Genomic DNA, 22,723 nt, shown 5'->3' on the forward strand with positions numbered 1-22,723 from the left:
TCAGGCTGTTAATCGTTGTCTTCTGTATCCTTATCTTTTACTTTAACCTGATCAATAAGTGCAGACATATGCATTCCATACTCAATAGAAGTATCTAACTGAAATCTGAGTTCAGGAGTATTTCTTAAATTTATACTCTTTGCAAGCTGACTTCTAAGGTAGGGCATGGCACTCTTAAGTCCATCTAAGGTGTCTTTCTGCTTTTTTTCATCTCCGAGAACACTGATAAATACCCTGGCAGTCTTCAGGTCAGGAGCTACTTCAACATCTGTTACCGAAGTAAGCGAGCTTACCCTTGGGTCTTTTACTCCCATTCGGATAAGTTCACCAAGAGCCCTCTGTACCTCGGAATTTATTCTTACATTTTTAATACTGTTTTTACGCATTTTAACTCCTTGGAACTTCTACCATCTGATAAAGTTCAACCTTATCTTCCTCTTTCACATCATTAAACTTTTCAAATACAAGACCACATTCATAGCCTGCATTAACTTCCTTAACATCATCCTTAAATCTCTTAAGTGATGCAAGATTTCCTTCAAAAATAAGCTCTTTATCTCTTGTAATTCTAGCTTTACAGCCTCTTATTATCTTACCGTCAAGTACAAATGAACCTGCTATATTTCCAATACCCGATGCCTTAAATACCTGCCTAATCTCTGCATGTCCGATTACCTTTTCTTCATAAATCGGCTCAAGCATACCCTTCATAGCTGACTCAACATCAGATATAATATCATAGATAATCTTATAAAGCCTTACATCAACCTTTTCTCTATCTGCTGCCTCCTTAGCCACTGCATCCATTCTCACATTAAAACCGATAACAATAGCATTTGATGCACTTGCAAGAGAAATATCAGATTCATTGATAGCACCAACTGCTCCATGAATTACCCTTATAGCAACCTCATCATTATTTAATTTAGTAATACTCTGTTTAATTGCCTCAACCGAGCCCTGAACATCTGCCTTAATAATAACATTCAGGTCTTTAACTGTACCGGCCTTAATCTGGTCAAAAAGTCCGTCAAGAGAAAGTTTCTTTCTACTCTCGTCAATAAGCCTTGCCTTATCCTGAGCAATAAATGTCTCAGCAGCAGCCCTTGCTTCTTTATCATCCTTAAAACTAAGCATGGTGTCACCTGAATTAGGAACTCCGTTTAATCCAAGTATTTCAACAGGTATAGAAGGTCCGGCCTCTGTAACATTATTTCCCTTATCATCAATCATTGCTCTCACCTTACCAAAGGAAGAACCTATAGAAATAGAATCACCTACATGTAAGGTACCTTTCTGTACAAGAACTGTTGCAACAGGACCTCTGCCCTTATCAAGACTAGCTTCTATAACGATACCCCTAGCATCCCTGTTTGGATTTGCCTTATAATCAGCCACGTCTGCTGTAAGAATTACCATCTCAAGAAGTGTTGGTATTCCTTCTTTAGAATGAGCTGAAACCGGTACAAACACTGTAGAACCGCCCCAGTCCTCTGAAATAAGCTCATGCTCTGTAAGTTCCTGTTTTACCTTATCTATGTTTGCACTAGGCTTATCTATTTTATTAATTGCAACGATAATTTCAACGCCGGCAGCCTTAGCATGATTAATCGCCTCTACAGTCTGTGGCATTACACCATCATCAGCAGCTACTACAAGAATAGCTATATCAGTAGACTTAGCACCACGCATACGCATTGCTGTAAATGCCTCATGTCCCGGAGTATCAAGGAAGGTAATCTTATTACCATTAATTGTTACAACAGACGCACCTATACTCTGTGTAATTCCACCAGCCTCACGACTTGTAACATTTGTCGAGCGGATTGCATCAAGCAGAGAAGTTTTACCATGGTCAACATGACCCATTACACAAACTACCGGAGGTCTCTTCACCATAAGAGCCTCATCTTCTTCATCTTCCTTAAGAAGTTCTGCAACTAAATCAACAGGCTCTTCAAGTTCACAGATTATATTATACTCTAAAGCAATCTCTTCTGCCTCTTCAAAGCTAATATCCTGAGTTACTGTATACATCTTACCCTGTAAGAAAAGTTTTTTGATAATTGCAGAAGGCTGAATCTTCATCTTATCTGCAAGTTCTTTAATTGTAAGGGTATCAGGAATAATAATATTTTTAATTGTATCTTCTTCAGCCGGTTTTACTACAACCTCAGGCTTAATAAAAGCTCCCTTTCTGTTAGGATCTTTTTTCTTTCTATGTGTTACATTTTCATCATCATCTATGTTTGAAAGAACCTTATTCTTATCAAAACGCTTACTAAGATTTTTCTCTGAACGCTCTCTCTCTTTAGCTTTTTCACGCTCACGCTCACGCTCTCTATCACGAGAACCTGTCTTTGTTATGATGCGTTCTTCTCCACCAGATGCACCTTGAGTCCTTGTCTGCCCACCTCTTGCCTGTGTAGTTCTTCCTCCTGTATTGCCTCCATGATTATTTCCTGATGGCTGCCTTCTCTCATTAGAACCGTCTTTATTAAAAGGTCTGTCATTCTTTTGTCCCTGAGGTCTGTCAGAATTTCTATTGCCCCTAAAATTCTCATTGTTTTTATTCTGACCATCTCCCTGTCTTGAACGATTCGCTCTAGTTCCTTCCTTATTAGAATCTTTCTGATCTTTTTGTCCCTGAAACCTGTCATTTCTCTTTTTATCTCCAAATTTCTGAGACTTATTATTAGATCCGGTATTTTTAACTACCTTATCATTATTTAAAGCTGCAGCCTGACTTGCCTTCTTTCTTGCAAACGCAATAGCAGCCTCTTCAGGTGTCATTGCAGGTTTTTCAGGAGTCTGCTTAACTTCTACAGTTTTAACTTCTGTATTTTTATCATTAGTAATCTTTACTTCAGAGTCCGGCACTTCTGAAATTATTGTTTCTGATTTTTTAACTTCTTTCTCCAATTTTTCTGCTTTTTTCTTTACTTCCTTAACAATTCCCTCTTCTTTTTGTAAAGTTTTCTTGCTCTCTTTTTCAGCAGAATTTTTCTTTGCCTTTCTTTCTGCTGCTTCACGAACCTCTGGAGACCTACCATCAAAAGTCTGTTTCATAGGCTTTGCAACAGCTGCAGGCTTTGTCTGTTTAGGCTTAGCTGCTGTTTTAGGTTCAGGCTTAGCCTTTTTAATACTTTCAGGAGCATATTGCATACGCACTGTTGTCTCTTCTTCATCAGTCAACACACTGTTCATATTCTTCACATTGTCATAACCTTTTTCATGAAGAAAATCAACAATCTCTTTACTTTTTAACTTTATCTCAACTGCCAGTTCACTTACTTTCATTTTAGACATTTTATCGCCTTTCCCATTTAATAGCTAATTCAATATATTTAAGATAGCTTTTGAAAACCCTTCATCAAGTACTGCCATTGATGCCTTTATCGCAGCTCCTGTAGCATTTCCAAGTTCTTCTTTAGTTCCATAAAACTTAATTGGCACTTTATGATGTGTGCATCTGTCAGTAAATTTTTTCTTAGTATTGTCAGATGCATCTTCTGCAATTATTACAAGAAATGTTTTTTTTGCATAAATAGCATTTTCGGTAAGGAATTCACCCGTTGCCAACTTTCCTGCCTTTTTTGCAAGTCCTAAATAAGATAATACCTTATCCATCTTCACCTTCCTATAATAAATTTAATTCATCAATCAGTTTATCATATACTTGTGCAGCAATCTGCGATTTGAAAGAACGGTCTAAACCTTTTGTTTTTTTTAATATTTCAAAACACTTTATATCATTACAGATATAAGCTCCTCTCCCATTCTTTCTACCTGTTTTATCGATTTCTATCTCTCCTTCTTTAGTACGTACAATCCTAATAAGTTCCTTTTTTTCCTTTATATTTCTGCAGGCAATACAAGTTCTTTGTGGATTATTCATACTATACCTCTTTATTCAGATAATATCTGTGATTCACTCTTAATATCTATCTTGTATCCGGTAAGCCTTGCTGCCAATCTTGCATTCTGTCCTTCCTTACCTATAGCAAGTGAAAGCTGAGAGTCAGCAACAACAACCTTAGCTGTTTTTTCTTCCGGATTAGCCTCAACTGAAATTGCCCTTGCAGGAGAAAGTGCATTCATAATAAATACTCTAGGATCTTCACTCCATACAACTATATCAATTTTTTCTCCCCTAAGTTCCCTTACAACTTCTTCAACCCTAAAACGATTTAATCCTACACAGGCTCCTACCGCATCCACTTCCGGATTATTAGAATATACTGCTATCTTAGTTCTTGAGCCTGCTTCCCTTGAAATACTTTTTATCTCAACTGTTCCATCCTTAATTTCCGTAACAACTGATTCAAAAAGTCTTTTAACTAAATCCGGATGAGTCCTTGAAACCGTAATTTTAGGGCCTCTTGAATGATCTTTTACTTCTACTACATACAACTTAATTCTTTCTGTAGGTCTAAACCTCTCTGTCCTAACCTGTTCAGCTTCTGACAGTATTGCATCTACCTTTCCAAGATTTATATTAATACTACCTCCATTATATCTTTGAACTATTCCTGTCACAATATCATGTTCCTTAGCAAAATACTGATTAAAAAGTGATTTTCTCTCTTCTTCTCTTATCTTTTGTATTACAACCTGTTTAGCTTTTTGAGCAGCAATCCTTCCAAAATTCTTAGGAGTGACTATCCAGTTTACAACCTGCCCTTCCACTGCATTAGGAAAAAGTGTTTTTGCATCCTCTAAACTTATCTGAGTTGGCTCATCTTCGACCTTATTTACAACAGTTTTTTCTGCAAATACATTTATTTTACCATTTTCTCTATTGATAATAACCTTGATATTATCAGCTTTTCCAAACTGATCCTTGCAGGCAGCAAAAAGTGAATTCTCAACTGCTTCAAGTATTTTTTCCTTACTTATATCATTTGCTTTTTCAAGCTGATTCAGAGCTTTTATCAGCTCCATTCCATCATCTATCTGTGCATTTTTTCCCATTTTCCAATTACCTCTCTTTATCAAAAATCAACAGCTAATCTTATAAGAGCTATGTTCTTTCTTTCAAATGTCTTTTTTATATCATTTTCAAACTCTAGTGTCACAGTCATCTCATCATAAGCATCTAAAGTCCCTGAAAACTCTTTTTGTTCTTCAATAGCCTTGTATAGCTTAACTTCAACCTCTTCTCCTAAACTTCTCTCAAAATCTTTGTCTTTCTTAAGAGGCCTCCCAAGTCCGGGAGAACTTACTTCTAATATATAGGACTCTTCAATAAAATCTTCCTCATCTAAAAGATCTGAAAATTCACGACTTACCTTTTCACAATCATTAACAGTGAAACCACCCTCTTTATCTACATAAGCTCTTAAATACCAGTTAGATCCTTCTTTTACAAATTCTACATCTACCAGCTCATAATTATTTTTTGTAATGATTGGTAAAATAAGCGTTTCTGCTTTCTTCTCATATATTTCTCTTTTATTCATTCAAGACTCCTTTTATTATAAAAAATTCAAAGAAAAACCCCATTTAACAAAAAAAGCGAACCTCCAACGGTTCACTCTTATAAAAATCATAGCCTGTAGGGGAATCGAACCCCTGTTTCTGCCGTGAGAGGGCAGCGTCTTAACCCCTTGACCAACAGGCCTTAACTTGTTGCATTGCTTAACAATGCAAAGCAAGTATACAACATAAAGAATAATATGTCAATAGGGTTTTAAATATTTTTTTGTGAAATTTATTTAAAATAGAACAAGCCGGCATAAATACCGACTTATTCTTATTAAAGCAAACCCTACTTTTATAAACATAAGTTAGATTTTATTTCCTTTCTTATCTACGCACTCAAATTCTACTGCTATAGGATTTACGATATAAGACAGCATTCATAAATACACATTATAACTTTCCCTATCTCCTCTGCCAACGGCTTTTGGGCAGAAAGTGTTAAATGAATCCCATCCTTCCCCACAGGTAAATCAAGATTTCCTGCATCTGCAAAGTATAAATCTAATTCCTCCGCAACCTTTTTCAAAGCCTTTGACAAATCTCCGTTCGGAGTACTAAATTTTTCATAATACCTATCTCCTGTAAAATCTAGCTTAGGTGGAGCTATAAGTAATATTTTTGTCTTTCTACTATTGTAGACTTTATTTTTAAATAATCTCCTTATAAAATCCCTCATCCTGTCTGCAACCCTATTAACATCAGGCTTGCTATAACTTAAATAATCATTAGTACCAAGCATAATTGCTAATAAATCTATTTCCCCTGCTTGCTCAAGTATTGTTTCAAACTCATTAAGCTCAAATTCCATAGACGGAATACATCTTCCTACCTTCGCCTCTACTACAAACTCCCACTCAGCTTTCAGCTTTTCCTGCAAAATACTTGTAAACCTTAAATTTTCTGGGTATCTTGCACCGCTATGCCCTCCTTCAGCATCAAATCCATAAGTGTTGGAATCCCCATAAAATAAGCACTTTTTCATCCTAACCTCCATTAATAAATAAAAGGAAGTTATCCCAAAATATTCTAATAAATATTTCAGGATAACTCTATACTATAATTCTTTGATATTTACTTTATAAAGCCCTGCTATTATTCTCATAATATCTTTACATCCGTCCGACTGTCTGTTTTTCTTCTCAGTTACCATATATAGTTTTCTATATCCCCCCTCTTTACTAAGCTCAAATTCAAGAAGTTCACCTCTTTCAAGCTCTCCTGTCACAGCAAGTTTTGACATTATAGCTATTCCAAGTCCATTGATAACTGCATTAATAACTGTTACCGTTTTCCCAAAAGTAGCACTTATCTTTAGTTCATCCTGAGATATTCCACAGCTTTCAAGCAGTTTCATTGCCTCTCTTCTCGTACCTGAGCCGGTTTCTCTCATAATGAAATCTTCATCTCTTATCCAATTAAGACCTGCCTGTGTTGCTTTAATTTTTCTGTATTTTTCAGAATTTTCAGTAACCAAGATTAACTCATCATCATAAAACGGTATGAAGTTACATTTGCTCGTATTAATCTCAGTTCCTGCAAGCCCTATATCTGCCATGTGATTTGTAATATCCTCTACAACTCCTGCACTATCAGTTTCTCTCACCTTAAATTCAACTTTCGGAAATTTCTTTTTAAATGTAGAAAGTATTTCAGGCACAAGAAACTGTCCCGGAATAGAGGAAGTTGAAATAACTACCTGCTTTACTTTTTTCTCGTTTTCATCCTTTAAAAATGATCTCTGAATTTTATCTGCAAGTTCCAGCATCTCCTTAGCATACATATATATACCATCACCTTCTTCTGAGAGCTGTACTTCTTTGGTTGTCCTATCAAAAAGCCTTGCTCCAAGTTCCTCTTCAAGGTTGTTGATATAGGCACTTACCGTAGGCTGGGTTATAAACAATTCCTTGGCAGCAAGCGTGAAACTTTTATTGTTTGCAATTTTTACAAATGCCTCAAGCTGTTTTAATGTCATTAATAAGCCACCCTTTCTGTTTCTGCTCCAACCTTTTTGGTCACTTTAATAACATCCATATATTCTATTATAGGTTTAGCACATTTTCTGCTGGTTTCAAACATCTCTCTTACCTCTGAAATAGTAATCATTTCATTAGTCTTAAAATGATCTCTTATTCTTTCCTCTGCCACATCCATAAAGTGTTTCATGGTGTACATTTCAAGTTCAATACCAACCTTCACTACCTTTCCTTCGTCAATCATAACTCTTAATACATCCATAACAACTTCATCGCTATATTTCTTCTTATCTATTTCCGAAAATCTAAGAAAGGCATATCCTGCAGTTTCAAAAGTATCCGTCAGCAGTTTTTCTATACAAAGGTAAGTCTCATCCTTATTTACTTCATAATTAGACAGGCATACATACTCGTTTCTCACCTCTATTAAATTCTCAGAAACAAGTTTACCTATACATTCTTCAAACACATTAATTTTTACTTTTTTCATATATGTAGAATGTATTTCTGCCTTTTTAATCCCCATCCTATATGGGTACTTATCATAAAATTTCTTCAAATCCCTTGTAATTTCTTGAGAAACTATGAAAGCGTTATCCCTATGCCAATAGAACACATCTTTATTCTTTGGAAATTCAAAGACAATGCCTGATTTTATCAGTTCTTCAAGATAAGGCAATAATTCTTCCGCAGAATGAGACATATTCTTAGCAAGTTCTTTCAATGTAATCAAATCCTCTGTTTCTGCCCTTATATTGAGTTCGCATACATCTGCCAAAGAACCTGATTCTTTCTTTAACAGTTCTTCTATTGCATCCTCGTTAAATCTTTTCTTCTTACGAGGATTAGGCTCTAATACCATTCCACCCCCGATAGTTTCAAGTGGACTATAAAAACGAACTATGAACCTGTCTCCTCTTTTTGTTGCAAGCTCCTCTTCCAACAAAAGTTCTGCAAGCCCTGTCTCCCCCGGCATAAGCTCGTCCTTATCAAGCAGAATCGCCCTGCAAAGAATCTCACTTGTGCCTGTAAAAAGGTGAAGTCTATCTCGATTTTTAATATTTCTCTTAGAATCTTTGAGTACAGTGAGTTTTACATCCATAAGTCTAGAGTTTTCCATACTCCCTATCGGAGCAATAACACTTCCTCTATGAAGTTCATCCTTATGTATATTGGAAATATTTAAGGCTACTCTCTGCCCTGCCTCACACATATCCTGATTAGTCTCATGCACCTGAATATTCCTTATTTTACACTCTTTTCCAAGCGGAAATACTTCAAGAGTATCATTTTTACTAATAGAGCCTGAGAGAAGAGTTCCTGTAACAACAGTTCCAAAACCCGGCATAGAAAATACTCTATCCACCGGAAGTCTGGGAATACTGTTTACATCTTTTTCTTGTACATCGTCCTTCACTAATTTCCATATCAGCTCCTTAAGTTCATCTATTCCTTCTCCTGTCATAGCTGACACCTTAGCTACCGGAGCACCTTCCATTATAGTTCCCTTAAGCTCTTCCTTTACATCCTCTTCCATCATACTAAGCCATTCTGCATCAACTGTATCGCATTTATTAAGTACCAGAATGGTCTTTTCTATTCCCAAAAGTCCTAAAATATCAAGATGTTCCTTAGTCTGTGGCATGATTCCTTCATCAGCCGCCACTACCATAAGCACAAGATCCATTCCAACTACACCTGCGACCATGTTGTTTATAAATTTTTCATGACCGGGTACATCTATGATGCCACATCTCGTCTGATCTTTAAGGTCAAACCAGGTAAAACCTAACTCTATGGTTATACCTCGTTTCTGTTCTTCTTTAAGTCTATCAGTATTTCTCCCTGTAAGTGCATGAATAAGTGTAGTTTTTCCATGGTCGATGTGTCCCGCTGTACCTATAATAATATGTTTCATTAGCACACACCCCCAAACAGACTGCCAATAGTATCAAAATCTTCATCAGAAAGGGTACGTACATCCATCCATATCGCATCTTCTGCTGTTCTTGCAACTATCGCAGGTTCAAAACTATGCATCATTTCTTCTAATACGCTGACACTTATATTATTAGGTTTAATAACTACTGATACACTTTTTATTCTTTCAAGCGGCAGAGAACCTCCACCTACCTGTGACTCACAATCTGCTATGCTTATTTCAGCCTTTTTACATTTATTCTTAAGAATTCCCGCTAACTTATCCGCTCTTTCTTTCACACTCTCATAAGATTCGCTCATCATCTTAAGTACCGGAATTTCTGATATAGCTTTTTCTTCATTTAAATATGAAAGCAGTACAAGTTCAAGAGCAGTTACTGTGAATTTATCTACTCTTAATGCACGTGTCAGCTGATTCTTTTTCATCATATTTATATACTTCTTCTTACCTATAATAATACCTGCCTGAGGTCCTCCAAGTAACTTATCTCCACTAAAGCAGACCACATCCACTCCTGATTCTATAGCCTCCTGAACCGTAGGCTCATGAGTCAACCCAAACTTTTCCAAATCTATAAGCACACCACTTCCTAAGTCTTCAATTATTGGTATATCAGTCTGTTCAGACAGTGGTTTTAATTCCTTTGCTTGTACACTTTCGGTAAAGCCCACAATATTATAATTACTTGTATGTACCTTAAGAAATGCCTTTGTATCTTCTGTAACTGCATCTTCATAATCCGAAAAATGTGTCTTGTTGGTTGTACCGATTTCAACCAACTTAGCTCCACTCTGCTCCATAACATCAGGTATTCTAAATTTACCGCCTATTTCTATAAGTTCTCCTCTTGATACTATTACTTCGCCACCTTTTGCAATAGAACTCAAAATCAACATAACAGCAGCTGCATTATTATTAACTACCATAGCTGCCTCTGCCCCTGTTATCCTGCAAAGTAATTTTTCAAAATGAGAATATCTTTCTCCTCTTTTTCCCTCTTCCAGATTATACTCAAGATTTGAATAACCACAAACAATATCAGCCAATTTTTCTGCCTGTACTCTGGTAATAGGTGCTCTACCAAGGTTTGTATGGAGTATAGTTCCCGTACCATTTATTACCTTTCTAACTTTCGGCTTAAAAAGATTGGTCACTTCTTTTACAATCAATCCTACAATATTTTCTATCTTACATCTAAGTTTTTTTTCATCATCCGACTCAGCAATCATCAGACGAAGTTTGTCTGTCTCCTCCCTGATTATGCTTATTACAGCTTTCTGTCCATATTTAAAAATTAATTCTTTAATCTCATCATTTTCAAGGAGTATATCTACTTTCGGTATACTCCTATACAGTAAATTCTTATCCATGTTCTTCCCTTTCTCTGCAGAAAATTCTCCCAAATCCGACAATTTTCTGCCAGATTTAGAGAATTATCTTACATATATCAGTTTTTCTTTTTTAGGTATAACCCTACCTATTATAGCCACCTCAGTTGCAAGACCTGATTTTTTTAATGCATCAATTATTTCATCACCATATTTAGCCTCTACTGCATACATAAGACCTCCTGAAGTCTGTGGATCAAAAAGTAAATCTCCTATAACTTCTTTAACTTCAGTAGTATCAACTTTAGAGCCAAAATATTCCTTATTTTTATATGCACCTGCCGGTATAAGTCCCATTTCTGCCAATTCCCTTGCCTCTGTAACAAAAGGAATCTTGTCCGCAAATATTTCAAAAGAAACATTACTTGGTTCAGCCATTTCTATACTATGTCCCAAAAGTCCAAATCCTGTTACATCTGTACAAGCATGTACCTCATAATTATCCATTACTTCTTTAGGCTTACGATTTAGGGTAGTCATAACCTTAACTGCCTCATCTACTGCTGTTTTGGACGCCATATCTACCTTGGCAGCTGTACTTATTATTCCTGTGCCTACCTGCTTGGTGAGGATTAAAATATCTCCCTCTTTCGCCCCATAATTTTTCTGTATTTTTTTAGGATGAACAAAACCTGTTACACTTAATCCATAAAGTGGAACATCATTTTGAATTGAATGTCCTCCTACCAAAAGAGCACCTGACTCAGCTACCTTATCAGCTCCACCTTTCATTATATCGCCAAGAATACTTGGCGATAAACAGTTTGGAAATGCTACAATATTCATGGCTACCTTAGCAGTTCCACCCATCGCATATATATCACTCAAGGCATTAGCAGCAGCTATCTGTCCAAACAAATAAGGGTCATCTACTACAGGAGTGAAGAAATCAAGTGTCTGTATGATAGCTACATCATCACTTACCTTGTACACTGCAGCATCGTCTGAAGTGTCTAAACCTACTAAAAGGTTTTCATCATATCTTAATTTAGGCAACTTGCCCATAACCTGAGCAAGGGTTTCCGGCCCTATTTTAGCCGCTCAGCCCGACGCCTTTGTAAGTGAAGTTAGCTTAACATTTTCTTTACTCATACTTCCTCCTTTATATCATCATAATTAATGTAAATTTTATACAGATAATTTTAATTATACTATACAAGTTCATTAGTTTTCAAGCATAACACGATTTTACCAATTTTTTGCAAATTTACTATTCATTTACTGTTAAATTTTTAACAAAAAAACAGAGACCGATTTCTCAGTCTCTGTCATTAATCTATTTTACGATATTATTTACATCTTTACATTCTCACCCTTAGCAAATCTTGCAATTGTTCCACCTAAGAAGAGAAGAGCAATTATATTTGGAAGTACCATCAGAGCATTGAAAAGGTCTGAAAGATTCCAAACAAGGTCTACCTTAAGAAGTGAACCACAGAAGATACAAATGATAACTATAACTGTGAAAGGAACTATAGCCTTTTCTCCAAAGAGATACTTGATGTTCTGTCTTGCAAAGAAATACCAACCAATAATAGTTGAAAATGCAAAGAACAATAAACAAAGTGCTACAAACTTAGGACCAATACTACCAAAGCCATGCTCAAAAGCTGCCTGTGCTACTGATGTACCTGTAAAATCCTTATTGTCTGCACCAAACTGACCATTAAGTACACCTGTTGAAAGAATAACAAGAGCTGTCATTGTAAGCACTACGAAGGTATCAATAAATACACCTACCATAGCAACTTCACCCTGATCCTGTGGCTTACTAACCTTAGCAATAGCATGTGCATGTGGAGTAGAACCCATACCGGCCTCATTAGAGAAGAGACCTCTTGAAACACCTCTTCTTATAGCCTCTCTAACTGCTATACCTGCTGTACCACCTACAATCGCCTCCGGAGTAAATGCTCCTGTAAAGATAGATGCAAATGCTCCCGGTACATTCTTGATATTGATTATAAGTATGATAAGACCACCTAAGAGATAAAGTGCTGCCATTATAGGAACACATTTCTCTGTGAAAGATGCAATACGTCCAATACCTCCAAGGAAGATAAATGCAGCAATTATAGCTACACCAACACCTATTATCCAAGTAGGTACACCAAAGGCTGTCTTAAACGCATCACTTATAGAGTTAGACTGAACCATATTACCCATAAAACCAAGTGCAAGAGTAATTGCTATTGCAAAGAAACCTGCAAGGAACTTTCCAAAAACTCCACCAAAGGCTTTGGTAATATAGTAAACAGGGCCACCAGTAACTTCTCCGTCCTTATCTGTTATCTTTGTTGCCTGAGCAAGACAAGCCTCTCCGTAGATTGTAGCCATTCCGAAGAAAGCTGCAAGCCACATCCAGAATATAGCACCCGGACCACCACCTACTATAGCTGTAGCACAACCGGCAATATTTCCGGTTCCAACCTGTGCTGCTATTGCAGTTGCAAGTGCCTGGAAAGAACTCATACCCTCTTTACCTGCCTTAGATCCACTAAGAGAAAAATCACCGAACACTCTGTTCCAGCCTCTTCCAAAATGACGAATCTGAACAAATCCTGTTCTTATTGTAAAATAAAGACCTGCACCAAGAAGAACAAATAAAAGAATATTATTCCATACAAATCCGCTCATATTATCAACAACTTTTGCCGCCTTATCCATTGCACTTGGCTCTTTCGCTACGTCTAAAGCCATTACAAAAAACTTTGTTAAACCTGTCATACCCTTTCCCTCCTCATATATTATTTATTCTAAGCCTCAACCTTGCTTAGAATTATGAACTAATTGGGTATCTTAAAAAGCATCCCCCACAAGTTTAGTCTTGTGGGGAAATGCCAAAACTAAACTTTATTTATCAAACACTGTCTGCTTATCAACCTCTGTGCAGAGAGCATCAAGAGCCTTCTGAACAATCTTACGACGAAGTTCTTTTTCTTCACCTGCAGGTAATGCAGGATTACCAAGTGGATGAGGAATTGCAATAGCAGGAACAATTCTATTTGCACCAACCGTAAGTGAAATAGGTGTAACTGTACAAATATGAACTACAGGAAGTCCTGTTGCCTCAATAGCTTTTACCATCGTTGCACCGCAACGTGTACAGGTGCCTCACGTGCTGGTTAGAATTACAGCATTTACTCCGGCAGCAAGAAGTTTCTGACCGATTTCTTCACCAAACTTCTTAGCAGAGGCAACTGCAGTTCCATTACCAACTGTTGAATAATAGAACTCATGAAGTTTTCCAATAACTCCCTCTTTCTCCATATCACGAAGTACATCAAGAGGAACTACTCTGTTTGATAACTCATTTGCGTATACAGGATCATAACCACCGTGTGCTGTTTCTGAGTTAGTACTGTCAAGAGAGTTAATACCTGCTATACTGTATGTTCCATATTTAGATGCATTTGAGCTTTCAATATGATCAGGGTTACCCTTTGGAACAGTACCACCTGAGGTAACTACAGCTATAGTAGCCTTACTCATATCCTTAATTGCCTTACCAGGCTCAACTCTATCAAATACAGGCATTGGATACTCTGTAACAAATGGCTTGTCAGCTATCTTCTTAAGGAGCATTTCTACAGCTCTCTTTGAGCCTCTCTTTGCCTCGAAGAAGTTAACACGCTGATTCTGATTGAAATATCCTTCTTCTACAGATGCTCCAATAGTCTCTCCCTTTGCAAGCTTAAGTGCAAGAGGTGCCATCTTCTTAACTGCATCTCTCATACCTGCTGCATTGTTCTTAGTAGATACGATATATACTTGATTCTTAAACATATCTACACCAGGGTTTTCCTCGTACATACCTGTAACTACAGGAATATTTAACTCTTCTTTAATAGCTGCAGCGATAGTTGCACAAGCAACACCGTAACGACCTGCGTTAAATGCAGGACCTGCTATAAATAAATCAGGCTTTTGCTCCTTAACCATATTAATGATCTCAGCCTTAGCCTTATCAAGATTTTCATTAAAATAACTATCTCCACAGATAACAGTAGCAACTATTTCTGCTTCTTCGCCAAACTCTGCAGCAAGCGCCATACCAGGGCCTACTTTTTCTCCTATGCGGAGTTCAGCTGCATAATCAGCCTTTTCCTCGCCACCAATCTGTGCAAAGAACTGGTTGATATAATGAACAACTCTAAGTTTTGCCATGATTTTCTCCTTATCTCGCACTAAGTGTATTAAAGCCCATCTCGTTTGTTGCTCCGGTAATTACCTGAAGTTCAACTTCAAGTGTGCCGTCTTCTCTAAGTGTATGCTCGTTAGCACCTGCAATCTTGTTTACATAAGCAAGAGTACCGATAACCTTATCAAGCTTAGGAAGAATAACAACCTGGTTAGCATTACCACCGGTTACAAGCGCATTTGCAGCCACATTTGCATCTGCAAGTGACTGTGACTTACCATCACGACCTGCATACTCATCAGTGATAATAACTGTTTTAATTCCCTTAGCCTCAATCTTTGTACAGTTCATAATAAGGTCGGTATCCGGATTACCAAAGCCTTCCTCAGATATGATAACTGCATCAAGTCCCAGCATCTCGCAGAGCTTTGCTGTCTGGTTTGAAGAACGCTGTTTATCTGCAAGGTAAACATTCTCATTTGTAATAATGTGAGCAACAAAATTAATTGTCTTGCCATGCTCTGCATATAAATCTTCGATAACAGGATTGTTCTGATGTGCATAAGTCTGGTTCTTATCACAAGAAGAAACACAGTTACCGGAAATAATAGCACCGTCCATATCCTCTGTCGGATAAAGTACTGTAGGGAGAATCTTTTTAGCATCTACACCATATACATAGGTATCGTGAAGAAGTCCCTGACTCTGGAGCATCTGCACATAACCAACTCTTGGAAGTCCTGGGAACTTCTCAAAACCTTCTTTAAGTGTAGGAGCCTCATATACTACTGTCTCATCAGGTGTGAGATTCCTTGCAAGTTCTCCAATGTAGGTAGCTACATTAAGACCTGCCATACGAACTGCATGCTCATAATCATGAGGAGCAACTCCGTCTACACCCTCACATATTAAGCAAAGGTTAAGCAATTTTGAATATGGTGTATACTGTGCGCCAAGTCCGGTCATATCGATGATACCTTCCTGGAAACCAACAATAGGTCCACAAGTAACTACTGCCATATCCTTAAGGCAATAAGTCTTTCCTGAACCGACTGTATCTACAGGTGCTACAACACCAGGGAAAATGCCTCCATTTCCTTCTACCTTTACTCTAGGCTCAATTACATCCTTAACAGGAGTAATTCTTACGGACTCGCCCGGTTTAGCAATGTCAAAGTCTGCACATTTAAGTTTCTCCTGCTCAAGAACTATCTTGATAAGTTCTTCTTTGTTCACATAGAGAACTCCGTCTTCAATCTTTGACGCTGTTGCAAATTGGATGTCTTTGATGAAAATCTTTCCAAGTTCCAGTTTCACAACTCATACCTCCTAATTATATTGTGTATTATTTTCAAACAGTCTAAGCATTTTACGCCCGAACCATTTATAGGAAAAATAAATAATTATTCCCTACTTGAAACCTCTTTTATTATATCATATTATACTAAAAATGTAATCTAAATTTTCATTATTTTTTATATCTTTGATGTTTTTCCTAATATTTCCTTATATAAAAATACTTTTATTGATAGTTTTGCACAAAGATATTTAATTTCTTTCAAAGCACCAACAAAGGGTAATTTATAGCATTTTATAATAATTGTATATTATTGCATAAAATATTTATAAAATTGTAATTTTTTGCACTTACTTCAATGCCTCAAAAGACTCTATTCCACTTAAAATAAGTGTGTAGTCAATAAAGCGTTTATCCTCATCAGTGCCTTCTCTAAACTCATCCACCCTTTTAACGAATTTTTTACAATTATCAATAGCATCCTCAATCATAAGTAAAGAGTCTGCATCTACATTCCCCTTAACTATATGGATCATAACCGATTTGTAAGGAGTCTGTCCCGGCTTTACACTCCCTGACAACGGATGTGTAAGAAGAATGGATCCTGTATGTATCATATCTCTAAGTTTTTCCATCACTTCAAGAATACCGCCATCCACAAAATCAATATTATAATTTCCCTCAATTTTTTCTTTAACCAAGGGATTATTAGTTACAATCAAAACTTCCTGTTTCTTCATTTATCATCTCCATCTAAAAAATATCGGCTACAGCTATCTTTATCTTAGTGGTAAAGAAACTGCAGCCGTATTATTTACATTATTATCTTAACTTACATATCCTGCCTTCTTAAGAATATCAAATGATTTATCCTTATTTGCATCAGAAACACGAATAATAGGTCCTGTACAGCCCATTCCACTCTCAGCATAGATATTTTCTTTCCAAAGTGCCTTAACAGCATCCTCCAAATCCATAACTTCTATGCCCGGAATCTGAGCAGTTACTATCTCCTTGGCAGGCTCTTTAACATCCTCACTAGGAGCAGCACTCTTCTCACGAGCCGCTTTAAGTTCTGCTAAAATTTTGTCAAGCCCTGCCTTCTTAGCTGCTGCAAATTCAGCAGCAGCAACTTCAAACACTTTTCCTCTTACTAACTGCGCCGCATAACGAATAGCATTTGCTATAACAGGTGTACCGGATGCACGAGAAATAATCATAACAAGATTTTTATACCCCTCACCTATACCCGGTCCATAACCAAAGCCTGTTGCCTCATAACTTCCACCTGTTGTGAAAGAAGAAAGCATCTTACTCATTACATTTCCGGTAAGAGAATCCATAACCATAATGTCAGGTGTAGCTCTAAGAACATCATTTCCTCTCATCACACAGCCGCCATCTGCCCTGCTTGACTCTGTAAAACGAATATCGTAACCGCCTTCCTGCAATTTCTTAAGCTCTTTCTCTGCCTGCCTTGCACCATCTACATTAAGAATTCCAACTGTAGGCTCTTTTAATCCACAAGCCTTAGCAGTAATTATTCCATAGATAGCATTCTTTATCATTCCCTCTATCCTATCAGTACTTGAAGTACCGGTAGTATTTGCAATGAATAATTCCTTACCTATTCCGGGTGTAACTGCACGACCTACAGTAGATACACCAATAGGAAATGGATAATGCATAGTAACTGCACCATCTATCTCTCCTGATGCAAGCATTTCATCCATTCTGTCATGACCTTCTTCGTCATTACTTACCTTAATAGTAGTAACTCCTTCTGCCTCAAGAGTACCGATATAATATACATCTATTCCATCTCTTGCAGCCTCAACCGCAGCTTTCATTGTGGTTTCTTCACCATGTTCAGAACCCATACCGGTAAGTGCAATTTTAGGTTTTTTACCAAAACTTCCTGTTTCAAGGCCTTCAGCCATCTCAAGAAAGGTATCGGCAATTATTTTTTCAATTCCTTTTCCCATTACATTTCCACCTTCCTCAGATTATTCTGTTATCAAAGATGCTGCAAACTCTTTCATAGCCTTTGCAATAAGACCCTTTACTTCTTCTTCAGATACTCCGCTTTCTTTATTCTCAGCTGAAGTATTTGCCTGAATAACAAATGATACACCATCGAAAAGGTTAGTCATTCTTCCAAGGAAGAGTGAGCCCTTACCAACTATCATCGCTCTCTTAATATTTCCTGCTAAAATATCTTCTCTTGCAAAGCCAATGTATGGTGCACCTGATGGAATATGTCCCTGTGTTGGGGCAAAGCCTACAAGACCATGCTTTGTAATAAAATCAGGAATTTCTTTTCTATCAAGCTGCCCCTTCTTAACCGCAAGTGCAGCTATCATCTTATAGTTAGCCTCAGGAACATCACCAGCTCCGGCAGGCTTTGTAATATCCGGATTCTGCATCTCTGTTGAATACTTATCTATATCTGTAATCTTAAGACCTACTCTCTCAAGAGGATCAGCTACAAGACTACCTATTACATTCTGAGGAGCTGAACCTGTTCCAACTGTATGACGACCAATAATATCAAGATTGATCTCAGGACTTACTCCATCATTCTCAGAAATGATAATACAGAAAGAGGCAATACAATCCTCAAGAAGAGGAACATCTTTCTTTACATGATCCTTACCGTTCATACCAAGCTTAGGTACGCAACCTCCACCAATAACAGCTACAGTCTTATAAGCACCTGCCTTAACAAGAGCAGCAGCCTCAATAAGAGCATGTGCAGGGCCGGCACAAAAACCTCTTGCATCAGAACCAGTAGCATTTACAAGACCAGCTATCTCAGCTACTGCCTTAGCAAAGTTACCTCCACCACGCTGGTTTACATCACCACAAGCCTCTTCTGAACAGTCAACTACATATTCAACTTCTTCCTTACCTACGCCTGTACTCTTAAGAGAATGAAGTACAGCAAGTACGCTGGATGCCTTATTTACAAGATTTTCATGCATAACCTCTGCTGAAAGGTTCACATCAATATCATGCGCTCTCTTAACACAACCTACCAATGTTTCTCCATAGTAAAGACCTTCAGCACCATCATTATTAACAAACTGCTCAATTTCTGAAAGCTCAGACCCTTCATGAACTCTTGCCATTATATCTTCTGTAATAACAGGATCTGCTGCAAGCTCAGCCTTATGAGCTGCTACAAAGCCCTTCTCAAGCATTACTACTTCAAATACATCACTCGCCTGTACTAAAAGCAAGAATTCAGCCTCCGGCATAATTTCACCAAATTTACCATATCTATTCGCACCTTCCATATGCTTGTCAAAATATGGAAATTCAACTTCTTTAAACTGTGCAGGAGTAGCATTTCCGATATAAACCTGATTTGGCCAATAATCTACAACATCCTGATAGCTTCTTATATGGCTTGGAATAGCCTTAAGGAAATCTGAATCCGGATTAACAATTTTTTCAGTCACCGCTGTTGAACCATTGTGAATTATCATGCTTGGTGTATGTGCAAGAGCATAACCGGTTCCTTTAATAATACTGTTCATACTTTCCACCTCGTTTTATATTGTTTTTATTACCTTCTAATCACTTGGTTATAAATATCCCCCAAATGTTGTTTTTCTTTATTAAATCATTACTTTGTAAAGTATTGTGAAGTAATTTTACCATAAATACAAGAAAAAGCGATGAGGCAGTTAAACCTCATCGCCACCTCTTAAAATTGCAAAGTCTGATTATAAATATTTGCAATACTCGTTTCTGATATTAGTCATTTCCTCGATGATTCCATCAACATCAAGAACCATCTCCATCATACTAACCTGGTCATCATAAACGCTTTCATCAACTTCTGCTTTAATCTCTGGTTCGCAAATATGGTATACTGTGAGTCCAAGCTGAACTCCTGTCAATGGACCTGCATAAGTAGGATCTCCAGCAGTAACGGTTTCAGCCGCAAGACCTGAAGCCTCGCCCTCTGCTGCGCCGAGAACTACTACTACATTCTCCGGACCGTACTTCTCTGAAAATTCCTTAACTCTTTTCTGGTTTTCAAGATCCATTGCACCTGCGCTCGTTCAAACGAAGCACTCAGTAGATGCAAAAATTACTTCACCACCGGCTGACTCTACACAGGCACTAATAGCAGGACCCGGTACACCGTCACGATCGCCGATGATTACTACCTTTTTGTCTTTTAAGATAGCCATCATATTCTCCTTTCAAAGTGTTTAACATATATCGTTAAAGCTAATGCTCTAAACGCAATCTCGTGTACATAAAAATTTTATCACAGTTACAATAATATTGCAATACTATGTAAAACCACCTAAATTATTGATAATTTTCTTACAAATTATCTTATTTTTTAGATTTTTTTGCAAAAATATTGCGAATAATTTTTCACTACATTGCTGCGTACTTTTCAACCATAGCTCTAATAGCAGGCTCTGTACAATCTTCTTTAGCAAGTTCTTCAATTCTTGCTCCATCTTTATAAATACCCATAACAGGAAGTCCTAAAACTTTCTGTCCTATAGCAAGACGACGAGCCTGTGTAGTATTAAGAGCACAGAATTTAAGTTTTCCTTCAAACTCATCAGCAAGACCATGCACAAAAGGCATAAGAGCCTGGCAAGGAACACAACCATCACCATAAAAATCTACAAATACATATCCTTCTGCCTCAAGTACCTCAGGTCCAAATGTTTCCTTATTTACTTCTAACATATTTATATCCTCCTAAAAATTATATTTAAATATCATTAAATGAGTCCATTTACATATTTATCAGCCATAGTTGCCGCAATAGCACCATCTGCTGCTGCTGTAACAACCTGACGAAGTTCTTTAACCCTTATATCACCGACTACATATACACCCGGAATATTGGTACACATATTGTCATCAGTAATAAAATATCCTCTCTCATCAAGTTCGAGGCCTGTATCTTTAAAGAGATCGGAGTTAGGAATTCTTCCAATGAATCCGAAAAGCCCAAACATACCATCTTCCTCATCAGCTACAATATGAGTAATCTCACCTGTCTTTACATTCTTAACATCCATTTCTGAAAGAATACCGTCACCATAAAGTTTTGTAACTACACTATCCCACATGAAATGAAGATTTTCAATCTTGAAAGCCTTTTCCTGAATTGACTTAGCTGCTCTTAATTCATCTCTTCTATGAATAATGGTAACATTTCTTGCAAATTTAGTGAGGTACATAGCCTCCTCAACTGCAGAATCTCCACCACCAACTACATATACATCAAATCCCTCAAAGAAGTTAGCATCGCAAGTAGCACAATAAGACACTCCCTTACTTGCGAACTCTTTCTCACCCTCACAACCTATTGGTCTTGGATAAGCACCTGTTGCAATAATAACTGTCTTGCCCTCATAAGAACCATTATTACAAGTAACTTTCTTAACATCTCCCTTAAGTTCAACAGAAACAACCGTATCACTTACTCTCTCACATCCAAAGTGTTCACACTGTTTTGTCATTCTAGCAATAAGACTTGGTCCGCTCTCATCTTCAAGTACCTGACCGGGATAGTTCTCAATTTCATCTGTGATTGCTATCTGTCCACCATCACTTCCTTTTTCAATAATCAAAGTAGAAAGTCTGGCTCTTCCACTGTAAAGACCGGCTGCAAGCCCTCCAGGTCCTGCCCCAAGAATAATTACATCATACAGCTTACTCATAGTTCACACTCCTTTTTCTTATTAAATCAAATTATAATAATATTATATAAAATATCGTATTATAAAAATTTTCATGATAAATTTGATTTATAGTATAATTCACATCATATTATACAACATATTCACCATGTTTGTAAAACACTTTTTATATCATTTCTCTATTTTTGTACTTTTTTATCATTTATTTTTATAATTATTGTAGAAAATTTATCTTAGCTCCTATTATTATAATTAATCAGACAACCACTTACTATTATATCTTTTTCCTCATCAGTCATAGCACCAAGAGATAACTCTATCTCCTTAGTTCCATTTTCATTTACAATTACAGTCTTTACACTGCTCTCTCCATTTTCTATAACAGATTTAATTCCCTTTATATAAAGAAAATCTCCTTTATGAAAAGGAATATCCTCCTCATAGATAAATGGTATCATGCCCCAGTTCATTAAATTTGAACGGTAACGCTTTGTAGCGTAACTCTTTGCAATATTAGCAAGTCCTCCAAGTACACGCTGGCAGCTTGCCGCCTGCTCTCTAGCCGAGCCGTCGCCTGGCTTAACTGCATATATAGCACTTCCTATCTCTGTAAGTTCTGGCTTAAAGTCATTGTCATAGGCCTGTAATATGGCTATAACCTCTTTTAGTCCGTCATCAGTAAAAGCTTTACCGTTAAGTCTCTCCTCTTCCATACTCCTAACCTTCTTTGCCTCACCCACATAATCAGGATCTTTCCTTGAAAGAGTGAACTCTGCAAGTCCAAGAGGATTGGATCGGTAAGAACTGG

20 protein-coding genes, 1 tRNA gene and 1 pseudogene are annotated in these 22,723 nt (G+C 37.2%); all 22 read right to left on the reverse strand.

Going from position 1 to position 22,723, the window contains the following annotated elements:
• Positions 1 to 8 precede the first annotated feature (8 nt).
• Complete coding sequence (gene rbfA / locus ACTTG8_RS04855; protein WP_442560999.1) at positions 9 to 386, reverse strand: 30S ribosome-binding factor RbfA; 378 nt, start codon at positions 384 to 386, stop codon at positions 9 to 11.
• Between the two features lies 1 nt (position 387).
• Positions 388 to 3,309, reverse strand: coding sequence for a translation initiation factor IF-2 (gene infB / locus ACTTG8_RS04860; RefSeq protein ID WP_442561000.1), 2,922 nt, complete (start codon positions 3,307 to 3,309; stop codon positions 388 to 390).
• Positions 3,310 to 3,333: 24 nt separating this feature from the next.
• On the reverse strand, positions 3,334 to 3,630 hold the full coding sequence (locus ACTTG8_RS04865; protein ID WP_442553449.1) for a L7Ae/L30e/S12e/Gadd45 family ribosomal protein: 297 nt from the start codon (positions 3,628 to 3,630) through the stop codon (positions 3,334 to 3,336).
• A 10-nt stretch (positions 3,631 to 3,640) separates the two neighbouring features.
• Positions 3,641 to 3,898 carry an RNase P modulator RnpM gene (gene rnpM / locus ACTTG8_RS04870; protein WP_442561001.1) on the reverse strand — a complete coding sequence of 86 codons (258 nt, stop codon included), beginning with the start codon at positions 3,896 to 3,898 and terminating at the stop codon, positions 3,641 to 3,643.
• An 11-nt stretch (positions 3,899 to 3,909) separates the two neighbouring features.
• Positions 3,910 to 4,974 (reverse strand): transcription termination factor NusA, encoded by a 1,065-nt coding sequence (gene nusA, locus ACTTG8_RS04875; RefSeq protein ID WP_442561002.1) that lies wholly within the window; start codon positions 4,972 to 4,974, stop codon positions 3,910 to 3,912.
• Positions 4,975 to 4,994: 20 nt separating this feature from the next.
• Positions 4,995 to 5,462 carry a ribosome maturation factor RimP gene (gene rimP, locus ACTTG8_RS04880; RefSeq protein ID WP_442561003.1) on the reverse strand — a complete coding sequence of 156 codons (468 nt, stop codon included), beginning with the start codon at positions 5,460 to 5,462 and terminating at the stop codon, positions 4,995 to 4,997.
• 89 nt (positions 5,463 to 5,551) lie between these two features.
• Positions 5,552 to 5,623, reverse strand: a tRNA-Glu gene (locus tag ACTTG8_RS04885).
• Positions 5,624 to 5,842: 219 nt separating this feature from the next.
• Positions 5,843 to 6,466, reverse strand: coding sequence for a GDSL-type esterase/lipase family protein (locus ACTTG8_RS04890; protein WP_442561004.1), 624 nt, complete (start codon positions 6,464 to 6,466; stop codon positions 5,843 to 5,845).
• 72 nt (positions 6,467 to 6,538) lie between these two features.
• Complete coding sequence (locus ACTTG8_RS04895; RefSeq protein ID WP_442561005.1) at positions 6,539 to 7,459, reverse strand: selenium metabolism-associated LysR family transcriptional regulator; 921 nt, start codon at positions 7,457 to 7,459, stop codon at positions 6,539 to 6,541.
• Positions 7,459 to 9,378, reverse strand: coding sequence for a selenocysteine-specific translation elongation factor (gene selB / locus ACTTG8_RS04900; protein ID WP_442561006.1), 1,920 nt, complete (start codon positions 9,376 to 9,378; stop codon positions 7,459 to 7,461). Before selB ends, ACTTG8_RS04895 begins: the two co-directional genes overlap by 1 nt.
• Entirely contained in the window at positions 9,378 to 10,772 is a 1,395-nt protein-coding gene (gene selA / locus ACTTG8_RS04905; protein WP_442561007.1) for an L-seryl-tRNA(Sec) selenium transferase, read from the reverse strand. Before selA ends, selB begins: the two co-directional genes overlap by 1 nt.
• Before the next feature lie 63 nt (positions 10,773 to 10,835).
• A complete protein-coding gene (selD, locus tag ACTTG8_RS04910) occupies positions 10,836 to 11,882 on the reverse strand; it encodes a selenide, water dikinase SelD (RefSeq protein ID WP_442561008.1) in 1,047 nt (348 codons plus the stop codon).
• Between the two features lie 201 nt (positions 11,883 to 12,083).
• Complete coding sequence (locus tag ACTTG8_RS04915) at positions 12,084 to 13,457, reverse strand: alanine/glycine:cation symporter family protein (protein WP_442561016.1); 1,374 nt, start codon at positions 13,455 to 13,457, stop codon at positions 12,084 to 12,086.
• Positions 13,458 to 13,643: 186 nt separating this feature from the next.
• Complete coding sequence (gene grdB / locus ACTTG8_RS04920) at positions 13,644 to 14,957, reverse strand: glycine reductase complex selenoprotein B (RefSeq protein WP_442561009.1); 1,314 nt, start codon at positions 14,955 to 14,957, stop codon at positions 13,644 to 13,646.
• Positions 14,958 to 14,967: 10 nt separating this feature from the next.
• Positions 14,968 to 16,248 carry a glycine/sarcosine/betaine reductase component B subunit gene (locus ACTTG8_RS04925; RefSeq protein ID WP_442561010.1) on the reverse strand — a complete coding sequence of 427 codons (1,281 nt, stop codon included), beginning with the start codon at positions 16,246 to 16,248 and terminating at the stop codon, positions 14,968 to 14,970.
• Positions 16,249 to 16,578: 330 nt separating this feature from the next.
• Complete coding sequence (locus tag ACTTG8_RS04930) at positions 16,579 to 16,968, reverse strand: GrdX family protein (RefSeq protein ID WP_442561011.1); 390 nt, start codon at positions 16,966 to 16,968, stop codon at positions 16,579 to 16,581.
• An 87-nt stretch (positions 16,969 to 17,055) separates the two neighbouring features.
• Entirely contained in the window at positions 17,056 to 18,213 is a 1,158-nt protein-coding gene (gene grdD / locus ACTTG8_RS04935; RefSeq protein WP_442561012.1) for a glycine/sarcosine/betaine reductase complex component C subunit alpha, read from the reverse strand.
• Between the two features lie 21 nt (positions 18,214 to 18,234).
• Positions 18,235 to 19,770, reverse strand: a complete 1,536-nt coding sequence (gene grdC, locus ACTTG8_RS04940) for a glycine/sarcosine/betaine reductase complex component C subunit beta (RefSeq protein ID WP_442561013.1) — start codon at positions 19,768 to 19,770, stop codon at positions 18,235 to 18,237.
• Positions 19,771 to 19,959: 189 nt separating this feature from the next.
• Positions 19,960 to 20,433, reverse strand: coding sequence for a glycine/sarcosine/betaine reductase complex selenoprotein A (gene grdA / locus ACTTG8_RS04945; RefSeq protein WP_315102236.1), 474 nt, complete (start codon positions 20,431 to 20,433; stop codon positions 19,960 to 19,962).
• 196 nt (positions 20,434 to 20,629) lie between these two features.
• Positions 20,630 to 20,953 (reverse strand): thioredoxin TrxA, encoded by a 324-nt coding sequence (gene trxA / locus ACTTG8_RS04950; protein WP_442552539.1) that lies wholly within the window; start codon positions 20,951 to 20,953, stop codon positions 20,630 to 20,632.
• Between the two features lie 35 nt (positions 20,954 to 20,988).
• Positions 20,989 to 21,936, reverse strand: a complete 948-nt coding sequence (locus ACTTG8_RS04955) for an NAD(P)/FAD-dependent oxidoreductase (RefSeq protein WP_442561014.1) — start codon at positions 21,934 to 21,936, stop codon at positions 20,989 to 20,991.
• A 212-nt stretch (positions 21,937 to 22,148) separates the two neighbouring features.
• A pseudogene (locus ACTTG8_RS04960) lies at positions 22,149 to 22,723 on the reverse strand (hydratase); the annotation flags it as partial.

Source organism: Catonella sp., from assembly GCF_052173895.1.
Taxonomy (GTDB): Bacteria; Bacillota; Clostridia; order Lachnospirales; family Lachnospiraceae; genus Catonella.